The following is a 15140-nucleotide window of genomic DNA, read 5'->3' as shown; positions in this document are numbered from 1 at the left end:
ACCCGCTGCGGCGACCGCGCCCGGGCCGCCCGCGCCCCCGCCTGCCGCAGCACTTCACCATGACCCGGCGACGGGCAGCAGGCTCGCTCCGTGGGCGCGGGTCCGGCTGCCGCTGCTGACGGAGACCCCAGCCCTTCAAGCAGATCGGTGGGCTCACCCCGAAGGCCGGCGGCCGCGTGCTGGATGGCCGGGCCTGGGACGAGCAGCCCGGCCCGGCGGTGGCCGGGGCCGGTGCCTGACCGGTCGTTGGGTGCGTCTCTTCCAGAGGACCGAGCGATCAGGTGATCAGTAGCTTTTCGGTGAGCCCTTGCCGGGCTTGTCACACAGGGCGTGGTCGACGAGGGCGCCTGTCGCGCGGTTGAGGGTGGCCAGGTCCGGCGGTGCGGTCGTGGTGGTGATGGAGACGGTCACCGCGCGCTTGCCGTCCGCGCTCACGGCGGGGCGGGTGTTGACGCCCGCCCCGTCGCCTTCGTGGGTGAAGTAGAAACCGCCACAGGAAAGCGGGATCTTGCGCAGTCCGAGGCCGTAGGTGCCCTCGGGCATCTCGGCCACGTCGTCCGGGTCGTCGGTCCGTCGGACGGTCTGCCGCATCTCGCGCCACTGCTCGGCGGGGAGCAACCTGCCGCCGGCCAGGGCGCGGAAGAAGGTGTTCAGGTCGGCGGTAGTGCTCACCACGCCGGAGTCCGCGGTGTGCTGGAGGCTGTGCTCGGTGACGTCGAGACGCTTGCCGTCCGTGTCCGTCAGGTACGCGTTCACGTGCGGGTCGGGCAGGTGCGGGTCGAGCCCGGGGACGGAGGCGTCCCGCAGTCCGAGCTTCGCGATGACCCGGTGCTCGACCAGTTCCTGCCAGCTCGTGCCGCCGGCCTTCGCGGCGATCATCCCGGCCAACAGGTAGTTGGTGTTCGAGTACGCCCATCGGGTGGCCCCGCCCGGCTGCGGTACGAACACCGGCGGATGTTTCATCGCCACCGCGACCAGGTCGGCCGTCGGGGTGGTGTCGTAGCGGTTCTCGTCGAAGTGGTTGATCAGCAGGTCCTGGATCTCCGGGTCGTCGATGTAGTCGTACAGGCCGCTGGTCTGGCGGAGCAGGTCGCGGACGGTGATGCGGCTGCCGTCGTTGCCGTTGCCCGCGACGACTCCCGGCAGCCAGTGCTCGACGGTGTCGTCGAGCGACAGCCGTTTCTCCGCCGCGAGTTGCAGGACCACCGTCGCCGTGAACGTCTTCGTCGTGCTTGCCACGCGGAAGTGTGCGTTCCACGGGATCGGGGCCGAGGAGTCGGCCGTTCTCGTGCCGATGCGTGCCATGAGCGGTGCGCCGTTCGTCCGGTCGACCCTGGCCAGCACGTTCACATCGCCTCCTCCCGCCGCCCGTACGGCCGCCAGGTCCTGCCGCAGCAGGGCCTCGCTGTAGGGGTGCCGGGCGGTCGTCTGCCCGGCGGTGGCGGCGGTCGCGGTCATGGGTGTGGCCAGTGCGAGCAGCGATACGGTCAGCATGGCGGCCTTGACCTTCATCGACGGCGGCATCTGCATGTTCGAGTCTCCCGGTGCTTCGGGCCTGATCGGTGACGATCACCACCCAACCGGATCGTGAAGCGCGAAAGGATGGGACTGCCCACCGAATGAGGGGTGTACGTAGACCCCCTACGAGCTGTGGGCCTCGCGCCGCCCGTGGACCGTGCGACTTCGGTCTTGGGCCGCACCCGGGCCGGGTTCGACGTCTTCCGCGAGCCGCACGAGGGCGGGATGTGGATCTGCAGGCGGGACGAGGGGCTGCGACTGCCGTACGACGCGATCACCGAGCGGACGGCGGACGGGATCCCGTATCCGCTACCAGAGTTGGTGCTGCTGTGCAAAGCCAAGGGGCCGCGGTCCAAGGATCGGGCTGACTTCTACGGGGTGTTGCCGCTGCTGGGCCGAGCGCGGCGGGACCTTCTCGGTGAGTCGGTGGAGCGCCTGCACCCTGGGCACCCGTGGCTGGCTGAGCCGGCGGGGTAAGTGGCTCGGGTTGGTCCTTGATCGCCTTGGTCACTCTGGAAGAGCCGCGCCCGAGACCGTGAAGTTGCTTCGAGCTCGCGCAGCAACGGCAACCCACTGGGTTCGCACGCGGCATGGGGCAGCGGACGCAGGCTTCTCTGAACTGGCGTAGCCAGGCGAACTGGCGGGAGTGAAGATCGCGATCCTCCCGGCTCGTCTCAGCGCCAGGAACTACTGTCGAGAGCATGGTCGAACACGATGCCCTCAGTGCCACCCGCGAGGCCTACGACGCTGCTGCCCCCGTGTATGCGCAGCTGTTCCGCGGCGAGCTGCGTGACAGGCCCCTGGACCGCGCGATCTTGAGTGCCTTCGCCGATGTCGTGAGCGCGAGTGGCAACGGTCAGGTCGCGGACCTGGGGTGCGGACCCGGCCACATCACCGCTTGTCTGGATGAGTTGGGGCTGGCGGTGTTCGGCGTTGATGCCTCTCCTGCGATGATCAAGTCGGCTCGACATGCCTATCCGGGTCTGCGGTTCGACGTGGGCTCGATGGCCGCGGTGAACATCGCTGACGGTGTGCTGGGCGGCGTACTCTCACGTTGGTCCATCATCCACACTCCACCGCAAGAACTCCCCGTCATCCTGGCGGAGTTCCACCGCGTGCTGGCACCTGGCGGCCACCTTCTGATCGGCTTTTCGGCCAGCGATGATCCTTCTCACCCGACACAGGTCTTCGATCACACAGTCGCGCCGGCCTATCGGTGGTCGCCGGATCACCTCGCCGCGATGCTGCGCAAGTCCGGGCTCGACGAGGTAGCCCGGATGGTGCGCCAGCCTCAGCCCACCGACCGACGGCAATTCCAGGAGATCCACCTGCTCGCCCGCAAAGCCTAGGCGAGGGCTGTTCGTCCGATGGGATGACCGCGTCCAAACGGGGCCTCGAGGTACTTACCGTCGCGGAGTGCTCATCAGCCGGTGGTGAGGTGGGTGGTGTAGAAGTCGGTGAGCTTGTCGATGGCGGGGTCGATGTACTCCTTTTTGTCGTACAGGTCCACGTGGCTGGCGCCCTTGATCCAGTGGATCTCCTTGGGGCCGGTGGCGCGCTGGTGGGCCTCGACGGCCATCCAGGCGGTGACGGCGCGTTCGCCGATGATCTGGAGGATGGGGCGGGGTCCGATCAGCGGGACGGCGAAGAAGGCGTCATGGAAGGCCATCCTGTCGATGCTCTCCCAGGCGAGGGTTTTCGCGGAGCGCTCGTGCCGGGCGCGCGGGGTGCAGTAGTACTCGAAACCTTCCACACCGTGCTGGCCACCGAGCGCGCGGGCCTGCTCTGCGGTCTCCGGGAACATGGTCATCGTGCCGGGGTCCTCGCCGCGTGCGGCGGCGCTGCGGGCCGCTGCTGCGGCGTCCAGCAAGGCCTGGAAGACGGCGGGGTCCTGGGTGCCGTCGGCCCCGAGACGGAACTGGCGGGCGGGCTCGGCGGTGGACACGGTGGCCACGGCCTTGACGCGGTGGTCACCGCCGGTGGCGGCCAGCGAGTAGCTGCCGGAGGCGCAGATGCCCAGCAGGCCGATCCGGTCGGCGTCGACCTCGTCGAGGGTGGTGAGGTAGGAGACGGCGGCCTTGAAGTCCTCCACCCGCTGGGCGGGGTCCTCCAGGCCCCGCGGCAGACCGCCGGACTCGCCCTGGTAGGCGGCGTCGAAGGCAAGGGTGACGAAACCGCGCTCGGCCATCAGTCGCGCGTACGTGCCGGAGGTCTGTTCCTTCACGCTGGTGCCGGGGTGACCGACCACGAGCGCCGGCCGCGGACCCGACGCCGGCGTGTCGGGGGTGTAGAGGTGGCCGGCGAGGGGGATGCCGGCGCTGTCGAAGCTGACGGTGATCTGGGCCATGAGGGACTCTCCGTGAGATGTCGATGACGTGTCGTGAAGCACCCGTGGGCGGACCCTGGGGCCCGCACCCTCCTGGGCACACGTCCACGTTCGGTCAGTCTCCACACGAGCGGGAGAGTCAGGTTTCTGCCTGGGAAAGAACGTGCCCCCTCAAACATGTGCCGTGGTCGTCGCGGCGCAATGACACTTGAGAGCATGACTTCAGACTCCGACTCCCGGGCGCTGGGCGCCTTCCTCAAGGCCCGCCGGGCCCAGCTGACACCGCGGGAGTGCGGCCTTCCCGAGCCGGACTCCGCCCGCAAGGTCGCCGGACTGCGCCGCGAGGAGGTCGCCCAGCTCGCCGCCATCAGCGTGGACTACTACACACGACTGGAACAGGGTCGCGTCCGGGCATCCGTACCCGTGCTCACCACCCTGGCCCGCGCCCTGCGCCTCGACGACGACCAGCAGAGATACCTCTACGAACTCGCCGGCCGGACCGACGCCCACCCACGCCGCCGCCGACCCGCCCAACGGTTGCGCCCCGCCATGCGACGTCTGCTCGACCAGCTGGCCGAAACCCCCGCGCTCGTCCTTGGCAAACGCCTGGACATCCTGGCCTGGAACCCCGCCGCCGTAGCCCTCTACACCGACTTTGCCGCCATCCCGGCCCACCGGCGCAACTACGTGCGGCTGCTGTTCACGAACCCGGTGGTCCGGCAGCTGCACCAGGACTGGGCCCACGACGCCCGGGAAGCCGTCGCCGCGCTGCGCATGGAGGCCGCGGCCGACCCCGACGATCCCGACCTCGCCCAGCTCGTCGGCGAACTGTCTCTCCAGGACCCCGACTTCCGCATCTGGTGGGCCGAACACCACGTCAACAGCGCCAGTTACGGCACCAAGCACTACCGCCACCACCTGGTCGGCGACCTCACCCTCGACTGCGACACCTGGACCAGCCCCGACGGCTCCGGACAGCGCCTGATGATCCTGACCGCCGAACCCGGCAGCCCCTCCCACGACGCCCTGCGCATCCTCACTTCCTGGACCACCCAGCAACCGAGCACCGACCGGACGGAGGACCTGACGCGATGACGACCTGGACATCCGAAGATCTCGCCCTTCTCGCCGGGGCCGAGTCCCTCGTCATGACCGCCGGGGACGACGGTCACCCCGGCGTGGAGATCGGTATGGTCCTGGTCGGCGGCGAGCTGTATGTCCGCGCCCACCGGGGGGTCCGCTCCCGCTGGTACCAGGCGGCACAGAAGCACGGCCACGGCCAGATCCGGGTGGGGGCCGTCACCCGCGACGTCCTCCTGGAAACGTGTGACAGCGGGCCCGCCTTCGAGATCGACGCCGCCTACCGGAACAAGTACGGACAGGCCGCCGGAGCCCTCGCCGCGAGCTCCGCGGCATACGCCGCGACGATACGGATCGACCCGGCACCCTCATCGAACGGAGCCACGGGCCTGATCCGCTGACGGAACGGGAACCCGGGCAACGTCGGCACGCAGCAAGGCACGCTCGCCGCCGAGCAGATCGGCAGGGGACGGGCGATCTTCCCCGGAGGCCGACTGCAGAGGCGATGCCAGCAGCTCGGGCGCCGGGCTGCACCTCTTGGGTCGCCGTCGGCCAGGCCGGCGACCGTGCGTCCGGGCTGGTTCAGGCCGGCCGCGTCCCACCGCTCCCGCCAGGTCCGCCCCAGCGCGATCACCAACGCCCTGCTCGGTCGAACCGACTCGAAGACACCGGCCACCTCGCTTCGGTGAACGGTCCGGCGGCGTCCCGAAGACCAGTTACGGAAAGCCCTTAGGACGTAGCGGCGGGAAACAGGCGTTGGACGGCTGCCACGATGGCGGCCCGGCGCGCGGTCATGAAGGACGCGCGCTCTTCCGCATCGCCGAGACCGCCCCCGACGGCGGCCTCGGCGGACGCCTGGGCTGACGCCCGCACTCGCCCGGCGCCTGTCCTGGTGGCGGGGTCGCTGTTGTCACGGGTCGGGGGTAAGCGCCGGTAGCGCCTGGTTGACGCGTCAGGCCCGGTGCGTGGGACTGCCAGAGCTCGTCCCACCGGGCCTGACGCGAAGCGGTGCGGCTATCCCCACTGGCCGGGCCGGTAGTCGCCGGCGGGCTGCTGGGTGATGACGTTCAAGCGGTTCCAGGTGTTCATGACGGCGATGAGGGACACCAGGGCGGCGAGCTGGTCCTCGTCGTAGTGCTTGGCGGCGTTCGCCCAGGCCTCGTCCGTGACGCCGCCGGCGGCGTCGGCGATGCGGGTGCCCTGTTCGGCCAGTTCCAGGGCGGCGCGCTCGGCGTCGGTGAACACCGTCGCCTCCCGCCAGGCCGCGACCAGGTTGAGGCGCGCCGAGGTCTCCCCCGCGTGGGCGGCGTCCTTGGTGTGCATGTCGATGCAGTGCGCGCAGCCGTTGATCTGGCTCACGCGGATCTCCACCAGATGCCGCGTCGCGGCCGGCAGCGTCGAGTCCCACACGACCTTGCTCGCCGAGACGATGTACTTTACGACCTTGGCCCCGACCGGGTTGCTGCGGTGGTCGAAACGAGCGTCCATGCTGATCTCCTTGCCGTGTTGGCTGTTACACCCCTCCGACAAGACAGCCCCGCGAAGTGTGAGCCACCCGGAAGCGATCTACCTCTCCCGCTCGCGGCGGCCCGTCGTCCAGGGCCGGAGCTTGTCGGGGTTGCGTACCGCCCAGATGTGCGTGATCCGGTCGCCTGCGACCTCGAACGCGTACACCGTCACGGTGACGCCGTCCCGCTGAGCGACCAGGCCGGGCCGGCCGTTGACCGTGCGCTCCAGAATCGTCAGGCCGGGTGCCGTACGGACGATGTCGACGTAGGCCCGCGCGACCTGCGCGCCGCCTTCGATCGGGTCGACGTGGGCGGTGGCGAGGCCGCCGCCGTCGCCGATCGCCGTGGCGTCGGGGTCGAGCAGGCCGACGAGGGCCTCGATGTCCTTGGCCTCCCACGCCCTCTTGAAGTCCCTGACGATGCCGGCCTGCTGTGCCGTCGGGGTCGCGGAAGGCTGCGACGCGCGGAGGCGACGGCGGGCCGAGGCGGCCAGCTGGCGGCATGCCGCCGGCGTACGGCCGACGATCTCGGCGATGTCGGCGAAGGGGTAGCGGAAGACGTCGTGCAGGATGAATGCGACGCGTTCGGCCGGGGTCATCGCTTCGAGCACGACGAGGAAGGCCATGTTGACCGACTCGTCGAGGGTGACCCGGTCGGCCGGGTCGATGGTGGTGTCGCCCGGCCACCTGTCGATCCACTCCGTGCGGTCGGGCAGCGGCTCGGGGACCCATTGGCCCACGTAGCGCTCTCGCCGGGCCCGTGCCGAGCCGAGCAGGTTGAAGCAGATGCGGCTGGCGACCCTGGTCAGCCAGGCGCCCGGGGATTCGATGGCGTCCTGCTGCTGCGGGGTCAGGGCGTACCAGCGGGCGTAGGTCTCCTGTACCGCATCCTCGGCCTCGGCCAGGGAGCCGAGGAGCCGGTAGGCGAGATTGATCAGCTGACGCCGCTCGCTCATGAGCGCACTCAGGCTCGTGTCGGGTCGGCCATGTCCTGGCTCGGATGGGGTGCTCATGGTGCGCCGGCTCCCTTGGTGGTATCTGCCCTCACCAGTTCGACAAGGCAGCGCACCGGGTTGTGAGGCCGGCACGCCGCTTCACCGTCCGGGGGCTGTGCCGTCGAACCGTGCGGGCAGGTCACGATTGCCCGCCCCCCCCGTTCGCTGCGCCACGACGCCGGAGCAGGCCCGCCACGCCCGCTCTGCTCGCCGACCTCGACAACGCGTCTCCTCGATGACCCGCCTGCCCGGCGTCGGCCGGTCACGATCTACGAGTGGTGACCGGCCGGACCGCCTTCGACTGTACGGGCCTGCGGTGATCGGTCCTCGCCGTCGTCCGTGTCGTCGTTGCTGTGCGGGTCGCACGGCCGGCGCAGGCCCGACGCCGGCGGTCGCGTGAAGGCGTAGCGGCCGAGGAAGTCGATATGGCCGTACTGGAGCGGGTCGACGGGCGAGCGGCTCGTCGATGACGGGGAAGCCGTCTGCGGCGAGCTGCTCGACGGCGGCGTCGCTGCAGAGGCTGTTGAACAGCACTACGGCGTCGAGGGCCAGGCCGAGTGTGCCGAGGTGGTCTTCCATGCCCTCGCGGTGGTGCCGGCGCAGTTCGCCGCGCTGCCCGAAGAAGATCTTCCGGGCGAGGCGGCGGCTGGCCCCGGTGACGTTGAGCCGGGCGCCGATCAGCCGCCGGCATCCCTCGTCCGAGAGGAGCTGGAGCAGGTGCAGGGTCTTGAAGATCCGCCCGTAGTGGGCGAACGCGTCGCCCAGCCCAGTCGGCTTGCCGTCGTGGGAGAGCATGCGGATCAGGTCGTGCCGAGCGGGCGAAAAATCTCGAGTGTGTTTCTTGCATTCGCTGTACGTTGAGCGGGCGCGCCGAACGAGCGCCGCTCCCGTGGCCGACTGACCGTAGCGCAGCGCCGCTACCGCGTTGGGAAGGGGCCAGGAGCTGTGATCACAAAGGCGCGATCTTCCCTTCCCGTGCCTCATCGGCATTCTGCGACTGTGCACTCGTCGTGCACTGGGCACGGTGAAAACCCGCAGTACAGACGGCATTTCGAGGTTGACTGCCCATGTTCCTGACCATCACCACCACCGGCACCCCCGAACGCCCCGCCACCGATCTCGGCTTCCTGCTGCACAAGCATCCCGAGAAATCGCAGGCGTTCTCCACCTCGTACGGCACGGCCCATGTGCTGTACCCCGAGGCGGATACCCAGCGCTGCACGGCGGCGCTGCTCCTCGAGGTGGACGCGGTGGCGCTGGTCCGGCGTGGGAAGGGCAAAGGCCGTGGCGGGGCCCCGGACGCGGCACTGGCCCAGTACGTCAACGACCGGCCGTACGCGGCATCCTCACTGCTCGCCGTCGCGCTGAGCAGCGTCTTCTCCAGCGCCATGCGCGGTGTGTGCACCGCCCGGCCCGAGCGCGCCGCCGAGCCGCTGCCGCTGGCCGTCGAGGTACCCGTGCTGCCCGCCCGTGGAGGCCCGGACCTCGTACGGCGTCTCTTCGAGCCGCTCGGCTGGGCGGTGACCGCCGACCCCGTGCCGCTGGATCCCGAGTTCCCGGAGTGGGGCGACTCGCGCTACGTACGGCTGATCCTGGAGTCGGAGCGGCTGACCCTCGCCGAGGCCCTGCGCCATCTGTACGTGCTGCTGCCCGTCCTCGACGACGCCAAGCACTACTGGGTGTCGTCCGACGAGGTCGACAAGCTGCTGCGGGCCGGTGAGGGCTGGCTGGTCGGACATCCGGAGCAGAAGCTCATCACCAGCCGGTATCTGTCCCGCCGCTGGTCGCTCACCCGGCAGGCCATGGAGCGGCTGGAGCTGGTGCGGCTCGCCGAGGCCGACGACAGCGCGGTCGAGGAGATCGACAACGCCGTCGCGGACGAGACCGGGACCGAGGAGCGGCCGACCCCGCTCGCCGTGCAGCGGCGGGACGCGATCCTCGACGAGCTGCACTCGTCCGGAGCGGCTCGTGTGCTCGATCTCGGCTGCGGACAGGGGCAGTTGGTCCAGGCACTGCTCAAGGACCCGCGCTACACCGAGATCGTTGGCGTCGACGTGTCCGTGCGGGCGCTCACCATCGCCTCCCGGCGCCTCAAGCTGGACCGCATGGGCGAGCGGCAGGCCTCGCGGGTCAAGCTCGTCCAGGGCTCGCTCGCCTACACCGACAAGCGGCTCAAGGGGTACGAAGCCGCCGTGCTCAGCGAGGTCGTCGAGCACGTCGACCCGCCCCGGCTGCCCGCCCTGGAGTACGCGGTGTTCGGCGCTGCCCGGCCCCGGACGGTCCTCGTGACCACGCCCAACGTCGAGTACAACGTCCGCTGGGAGAGCCTCCCGGCCGGACACGTCCGGCACGGCGACCACCGCTTCGAGTGGACGCGCGAGGAGTTCCGCGCCTGGGCGCGGTCCGTGGCCGAACGGTACGGCTACGACGTCGGCTTCCGCCCGATCGGACCGGACGACCCCGAGGTCGGCCCGCCCACCCAGATGGCCGTCTTCACGATGAGCAGCACGGCGACCGAACCGACCGGCACCACGACCGAGACGTCCAGCACCGAGGGCGGGACGACCGGCACCACGACCGAGAAGGAGGCGACGGCCGCATGAGCGAGACACAGCGCAAGGGACGCGTACTGCCTGTCACCGACCTCTCTCTGGTCGTCCTCGTCGGCGCCTCCGGCTCCGGCAAGTCCACCTTCGCCCGACGGCACTTCAAGCCCACCGAGGTCATCTCCTCGGACTTCTGCCGGGGCCTGGTCTCCGACGACCAGAACGACCAGGGCGCCACCCGCGACGCCTTCGACGTGCTGCACTACATCGCGGGCAAGCGCCTGGCCGCAGGCCGCCGTACCGTCGTCGACGCCACCAGCGTGCAGCAGGACAGCAGGCGGCAGTTGATCGAGCTGGCGAAGAAGCACGACGTGCTGCCCATCGCCATCGTGCTCGACGTCCCCGAGGAGGTGTGCGCCGAGCGCAACGCGGCCCGCACCGACCGCGCCGACATGCCGCGCCGGGTCATCCAGCGGCACATCCGTGAACTCCGCCGTTCTGTAAGGCACTTGGAACGCGAGGGCTTCCGCAAGGTGCACGTCCTCAGGGGTGTCGAAGAGGTGGCGAACGCCACCGTCGTCACCGAGAAGCGCTTCAACGACCTCACCCACCTCACCGGCCCCTTCGACATCATCGGCGACATCCACGGCTGCGCGAGCGAACTCGAGTCGCTGCTCGTGAAGCTGGGCTACACCGACGGCGTCCACCCGGAGGGCCGCACGGCGGTGTTCGTCGGCGACCTGGTCGACCGCGGCCCCGACAGCCCGGGCGTTCTGCGCCGGGTGATGGGCATGGTCGAGGCGGGCAGCGCGCTGTGCGTGCCCGGCAACCACGAGAACAAGTACGGCCGTTTCCTCAAGGGCCGCAAGGTCCAGCACACCCATGGACTCGCCGAGACCATCGAGCAGATGGAGGGGGAGAGCGACGAGTTCAAACAGCGGGTGCGGGAGTTCATCGACGGCCTCGTCAGCCACTACGTCCTCGACGGCGGAAAGCTCGTCGTCTGCCATGCCGGCCTGCCCGAGAAGTATCACGGCCGCACCTCCGGCCGGGTGCGCTCGCACGCGCTGTACGGCGATACCACCGGCGAGACGGACGAGTTCGGGCTGCCGGTGCGCTACCCGTGGGCCGAGGACTACCGGGGCAGGGCGGCGGTCGTCTACGGCCACACGCCCGTCCCGGAGGCGACCTGGCTGAACAACACCATCTGCCTGGACACCGGCGCCGTCTTCGGCGGCAAGCTGACCGCGCTGCGCTGGCCGGAGCGTGAGCTGGTCGACGTAGCGGCCGAGCGGGTCTGGTACGAACCGGCCAGGCCGCTGCGCACCGAGGCACCCGGCGGGCACGACGGACGGCCGCTCGACCTGGACGACGTCCACGGCCGCCGGGTCGTGGAGACCCGGCACTCCGGCCGGGTCGCGGTCCGTGAGGAGAACGCGGCGGCGGCCCTGGAGGTCATGAGCCGCTTCGCGGTGGACCCGCGCCTGCTGCCGTACCTCCCGCCGACCATGGCACCGACGGCCACCAGCCACGAGGAGAACCGCGGCGGAGCCGCTGATGGACACTTCCTCGAACACCCGGTGGAGGCCTTCGCGCAGTACCGGGAGGCCGGTGTCGAGCGGGTCGTGTGCGAGGAGAAGCACATGGGCTCGCGGGCGGTGGCACTGGTGTGCCGGGACGCGGAGGTGGCGGGCAAGCGGTTCGGAGTGGACGGCGGCCCCACCGGGGCGCTGTACACCCGTACCGGGCGGCCCTTCTTCGACGACGAGACGGTCACCGAGGAGATCCTCGGGCGAGTGCGCGCGGCCGCCGACGCCGCCGGACTGTGGGACGAACTCGCCACCGACTGGATGCTGTTGGACGCCGAGCTGATGCCCTGGTCGCTGAAGGCCTCCGGGCTGCTGCGCAGCCAGTACGCGGCCGTCGGTGCCGCCGCCGGCGCGGTGTTCCCGGGCGTGCTCGGCGCACTGCAAGGTGCGGAGGCGCGTGGCGTGGACGTCTCCGCTCTCCTGGGTCGACAGCGCGAACGGGCTGCCGACGCCGGGGCGTTCACCCGGGCGTACGGACGCTACTGCTGGCCCACCGACGGCCTGGACGGCGTGCGCCTGGCGCCGTTCCAGATTCTCGCCGTGCAGGGGCGCAGCCTCGCGGCCGTACCCCACGACCGGCAACTCGCCCTGATCGACCGGGTCGTGGAGCACGACGGCACCGGACTGCTGCAGACCACACGGCGGCTGTACGTCGACACCGGTGACCCCGAGTCGGTGCGCGCGGGCATCGACTGGTGGCTGGAGATGACCGGCCGGGGCGGCGAGGGCATGGTCGTCAAGCCGGTCGGCGCGCTCGTGCGTGACGGGCAGGGGCGGCTGGTCCAGCCGGGCGTGAAGTGCCGTGGCCGGGAGTACCTGCGGATCATCTACGGTCCCGAGTACACCCGTCCGGACAACCTCGAGCGGCTGCGCAAGCGATTCCTGGGCCACAAGCGGTCGCTGGCGATCCGCGAGTACGCCCTGGGTCTCGAGGCCCTGGACCGGCTCGCGGACGGTGAGCCGCTGTGGCGGGTGCACGAGGCCGTGTTCGGGGTGCTGGCCCTTGAGTCGGAGCCGGTCGACCCTCGGCTCTGAGCGGTCACCCGACGCTCCTGTGGACCGCACGTACCGTCCATATGGTGAACCGCCGTGCCCTGTACGTGTGTTCGGTACCCGAGAGCCGTAGAAGGAGTGGTGGTCATGGAGATCAAGAAGGTCGTGGTCCGCGAGGAGGGGAGCACCAGCCGCCCGCCGGCGATCCTGGAGAAGCGGCCGACCCGCTGACATGCGCGTCCATCTGGTGACGATGCCCTGGCATCCCATCGACCTCCCCTCACTCCAACTGGGCCTGCTGCACCGTCTGGTGCGGCAGGCCCGTCCGGCCGACGAGGTGACCGAGTTCCACGGCTCCCTGCGCTGGGCGGAGTTCCTCCTCGACCGCTCCGGCGGACGGCTGCGACCCGGCGACTGTGTGGCGGTCGGCAGCGACGCCATCTTGCACGGCCTCGGCGACTGGGTCTTCTCCGGCGTCCTGTACGACGACGCGGACTGGGGCACGACACGGCCTCGCTCCTACGCCGCCGCCGGGGACGTGTACATCGACACCGCCCTCGCCATGCGGCCGTACGCCCCCGACTTCATCGCCGAGTGCGCCACCGAGGTGCTGGCCGCCGATCCCGACGAGAGACGTCACGCTGCTGGGTCATTCACTCGGCTGCACGGTGATCTGGAACTACTGGGACCTGTACGGCAGTGACCGGATCAAGCGGCTGATCCTGGTCGATCAAGGCCCGATCGGTCTGAAGGAGTTGGCACAGGGTGCGCAGTCGGAGCAACGCGGAGCGATTTTCACCTTCGAGGAAGCTCTACAAATTGCCGCCGGGCTCAAGAGCGAACAGGCCCCGGAAGTTTCCCGTGCCGTGGTCGACATGCTGCACGGCCCCGAACTGCGTGACGAGGACGTGGAATGGATTCTTCGTCAGAATCTTTTGCCGCCGCGCGAAGACGCCGTGACTCTGCTTCTTGACTACTGTGGTAACGACTGGCGGGACGTGCTGCCTCGGATCACCGTGCCCACACTGGTCATCGGTGGGGCGGCCGGTTTGATCCCTTCCGATGTTACGGAAGATGTTGCGGAGCGGATACCGAAATCAGTGGTCCGAATATTCTCGGCGACCGTGAAAGGCAGCCACTTGATGTTCTGAGAGAATTCCGAGCTGTTCAACTCGGCGGTTTGCGCCTTCATGGAGACCGGAATGCCGGCGGTATGAAGTGGACGTGTGCGGCGGGGGTGAAGGCTTCTCAGTCCCGGATGACGGCCGTACCGCCGCTCTCGTAGATCCCGGTGACGTGGTGAGGGCTGAGTCCCCGGGGAATCAGGTCCTGGACGGGTACCCCGCGCAGCTCGTCGACGAGGTTCGGGAACAGCCCGTGGTCCTCGACCTCCCGCACGTCGCCGAGCGGGTCGAAGGGCAGGTCGGCGGCCCGCTTCAACCAGTACGCCGATCCGGTGTCGGGGGGAAGTGCCAGCGCATCGCCGCGCGGACGAACTCGCCGGGGGCGGGCCGTGCGTCGGGCCGCGGGTCAAGGATGAAGAAGCCGGACATAGAGCTCATAACACGATCACGCACAGATCGGGAGGCGCTTGCCGCCCTTCTCCGCCAGTCGAGCGGTGACAGGCGGGTCGCGGCACTCCCCTGTCGCGTGAACCTGGGAGCCGTTCGCGCACGCCGGCGATCAGTCGGGTTGGTCGACCGCATGGCACCGTGATTCATACAACCGTCTTACACATACGTCTTGTACATGCGTATAGATGTCGTCTACGGTGAACCCATGAACATCGACAACGCCAAGCGTTCCGCGCTCACCATCGACGGCCGCACCCTGTCCTACGTGGACTTCGGCGGACCGGGCCGCCCGCTGCTCGCCCTGCACGGACACATGTCCGAGGGCATGTCGTACGCCGATCTCGCCGCCCGCCTCGCCCCGGACTGGCGGGTCATAGCGCCCGACCAGCGCGGCCACGGCGACTCCGGCCGGGCGGCCGACTACAGCCGGGAGGGCTACCTCGCCGACCTGGACACCCTCATGGACCACCTGGGACTGGAGCGGGCGGCTCTTCTCGGCCACTCGCTCGGCGCGATCAACGCCTACCAGTTCGCCGCCCGCCACCCCGAGCGCGTGACCGCGCTGGTCAACGGCGAGGGCTGTGCCGAGCTCGGCCTGGACGGCAGCAACCCGCTGGCGTTCGTGCTGAACCTTCCGGAGGGAACTTGCCCCAGCCGCGAGGCGTTCGTGGCGCAGCTGGGCCGGTTCGCCCCCTTCCTCGAATCCGCCGTTCGCGAGCGGCCGGACGGAACGTGGGGCCTGCACTTCCACCCCAAGGACATCTACGAATCCGAGGACCAGGTCCACGGCGACCACTGGGCCGACTGGACCGGCTCCACCTGCCCGGCGCTGCTGATACGCGGCGCCAGAGGCGGTGTGCTGTCGGCGGAGCAGGCAGCACAGATGGCCGCTCGGCGGCCCGGCACCCGTCTCGTCGAACTGGGGACGGACCACTTCTTGTACGCCAACGACCCGGTCGGCTTCGCGGACGCGGTCCGGGACTTCCTTGCCTCGGCATAGCCATTGGCCCCC

At 69.8% G+C, this 15140-nt stretch carries 14 protein-coding genes and 1 pseudogene; 9 read left to right on the top strand and 6 right to left on the bottom strand.

Features of this window, described 5'->3' with window-relative positions; all coding sequences use genetic code 11:
• Nucleotides 1–285: 285 nt before the first annotated feature.
• Entirely contained in the window at nt 286–1530 is a 1245-nt protein-coding gene (locus tag IEZ19_RS18645; protein WP_189312330.1) for a serine hydrolase domain-containing protein, read from the bottom strand.
• A gap of 183 nt (nt 1531–1713) precedes the next feature.
• Here IEZ19_RS18645 and IEZ19_RS18640 point away from each other — a divergent pair.
• Both IEZ19_RS18640 and IEZ19_RS18635 read left to right on the top strand, forming a co-directional pair.
• Nucleotides 1714–1995 (top strand): annotated as a pseudogene (locus IEZ19_RS18640) (hypothetical protein); the annotation flags it as partial.
• A gap of 224 nt (nt 1996–2219) precedes the next feature.
• On the top strand, nt 2220–2867 hold the full coding sequence (locus tag IEZ19_RS18635) for a class I SAM-dependent methyltransferase (protein ID WP_189312329.1): 648 nt from the start codon (nt 2220–2222) through the stop codon (nt 2865–2867).
• A 74-nt stretch (nt 2868–2941) separates the two neighbouring features.
• On the opposite strand, the gene IEZ19_RS18630 is transcribed toward IEZ19_RS18635, so the two are convergent.
• Complete coding sequence (locus IEZ19_RS18630) at nt 2942–3865, bottom strand: alpha/beta hydrolase (protein WP_189312328.1); 924 nt, start codon at nt 3863–3865, stop codon at nt 2942–2944.
• A gap of 195 nt (nt 3866–4060) precedes the next feature.
• Here IEZ19_RS18630 and IEZ19_RS18625 point away from each other — a divergent pair, with 195 nt between their 5' ends.
• Nucleotides 4061–4939, top strand: coding sequence for a helix-turn-helix domain-containing protein (locus IEZ19_RS18625; RefSeq protein WP_189312327.1), 879 nt, complete (start codon nt 4061–4063; stop codon nt 4937–4939).
• Nucleotides 4936–5325: a DUF2255 family protein gene (locus IEZ19_RS18620; RefSeq protein ID WP_189312326.1), complete on the top strand. Its 390-nt coding sequence runs from the start codon at nt 4936–4938 to the stop codon at nt 5323–5325. Before IEZ19_RS18625 ends, IEZ19_RS18620 begins: the two co-directional genes overlap by 4 nt.
• Nucleotides 5326–5938: 613 nt before the next feature.
• Here IEZ19_RS18620 and IEZ19_RS18615 read toward each other — a convergent pair.
• The 3 genes from IEZ19_RS18615 to IEZ19_RS18605 all read right to left on the bottom strand — a co-directional run bounded on the left by IEZ19_RS18615 (nt 5939) and on the right by IEZ19_RS18605 (nt 8410).
• Nucleotides 5939–6412 carry a carboxymuconolactone decarboxylase family protein gene (locus tag IEZ19_RS18615; RefSeq protein ID WP_189312325.1) on the bottom strand — a complete coding sequence of 158 codons (474 nt, stop codon included), beginning with the start codon at nt 6410–6412 and terminating at the stop codon, nt 5939–5941.
• Between the two features lie 78 nt (nt 6413–6490).
• Nucleotides 6491–7444 (bottom strand): RNA polymerase sigma factor SigJ, encoded by a 954-nt coding sequence (sigJ, locus tag IEZ19_RS18610; RefSeq protein ID WP_189312324.1) that lies wholly within the window; start codon nt 7442–7444, stop codon nt 6491–6493.
• A gap of 81 nt (nt 7445–7525) precedes the next feature.
• Complete coding sequence (locus tag IEZ19_RS18605; RefSeq protein WP_268248645.1) at nt 7526–8410, bottom strand: Tn3 family transposase; 885 nt, start codon at nt 8408–8410, stop codon at nt 7526–7528.
• A gap of 83 nt (nt 8411–8493) precedes the next feature.
• On the opposite strand from IEZ19_RS18605, the gene IEZ19_RS18600 reads away from it, so the two are divergent.
• From IEZ19_RS18600 to IEZ19_RS18585, 4 genes are all read left to right on the top strand, one after another.
• Nucleotides 8494–10029, top strand: coding sequence for a 3' terminal RNA ribose 2'-O-methyltransferase Hen1 (locus IEZ19_RS18600; RefSeq protein WP_189312322.1), 1536 nt, complete (start codon nt 8494–8496; stop codon nt 10027–10029).
• Nucleotides 10026–12596: a polynucleotide kinase-phosphatase gene (locus tag IEZ19_RS18595; RefSeq protein ID WP_189312321.1), complete on the top strand. Its 2571-nt coding sequence runs from the start codon at nt 10026–10028 to the stop codon at nt 12594–12596. The genes IEZ19_RS18600 and IEZ19_RS18595 overlap by 4 nt, the downstream gene beginning before the upstream one ends.
• 190 nt (nt 12597–12786) lie before the next feature.
• Nucleotides 12787–13257 carry a hypothetical protein gene (locus IEZ19_RS18590; protein ID WP_229840464.1) on the top strand — a complete coding sequence of 157 codons (471 nt, stop codon included), beginning with the start codon at nt 12787–12789 and terminating at the stop codon, nt 13255–13257.
• On the top strand, nt 13223–13705 hold the full coding sequence (locus tag IEZ19_RS18585; protein WP_189312320.1) for an alpha/beta fold hydrolase: 483 nt from the start codon (nt 13223–13225) through the stop codon (nt 13703–13705). Before IEZ19_RS18590 ends, IEZ19_RS18585 begins: the two co-directional genes overlap by 35 nt.
• Before the next feature lie 97 nt (nt 13706–13802).
• Here the strand turns inward: IEZ19_RS18585 and IEZ19_RS18580 are convergent, their stop codons facing one another.
• Nucleotides 13803–13994, bottom strand: coding sequence for a hypothetical protein (locus IEZ19_RS18580; protein WP_189312319.1), 192 nt, complete (start codon nt 13992–13994; stop codon nt 13803–13805).
• 339 nt (nt 13995–14333) lie between these two features.
• On the opposite strand from IEZ19_RS18580, the gene IEZ19_RS18575 reads away from it, so the two are divergent.
• On the top strand, nt 14334–15128 hold the full coding sequence (locus tag IEZ19_RS18575) for an alpha/beta fold hydrolase (RefSeq protein ID WP_189312318.1): 795 nt from the start codon (nt 14334–14336) through the stop codon (nt 15126–15128).
• Nucleotides 15129–15140 lie beyond the last annotated feature (12 nt).

The organism is Streptomyces brasiliensis (assembly GCF_014647875.1).
GTDB classification, from domain to species: Bacteria; Actinomycetota; Actinomycetes; order Streptomycetales; family Streptomycetaceae; genus Streptomyces; species Streptomyces brasiliensis.
This window is presented reverse-complemented; position numbering and strand designations above follow the sequence as displayed.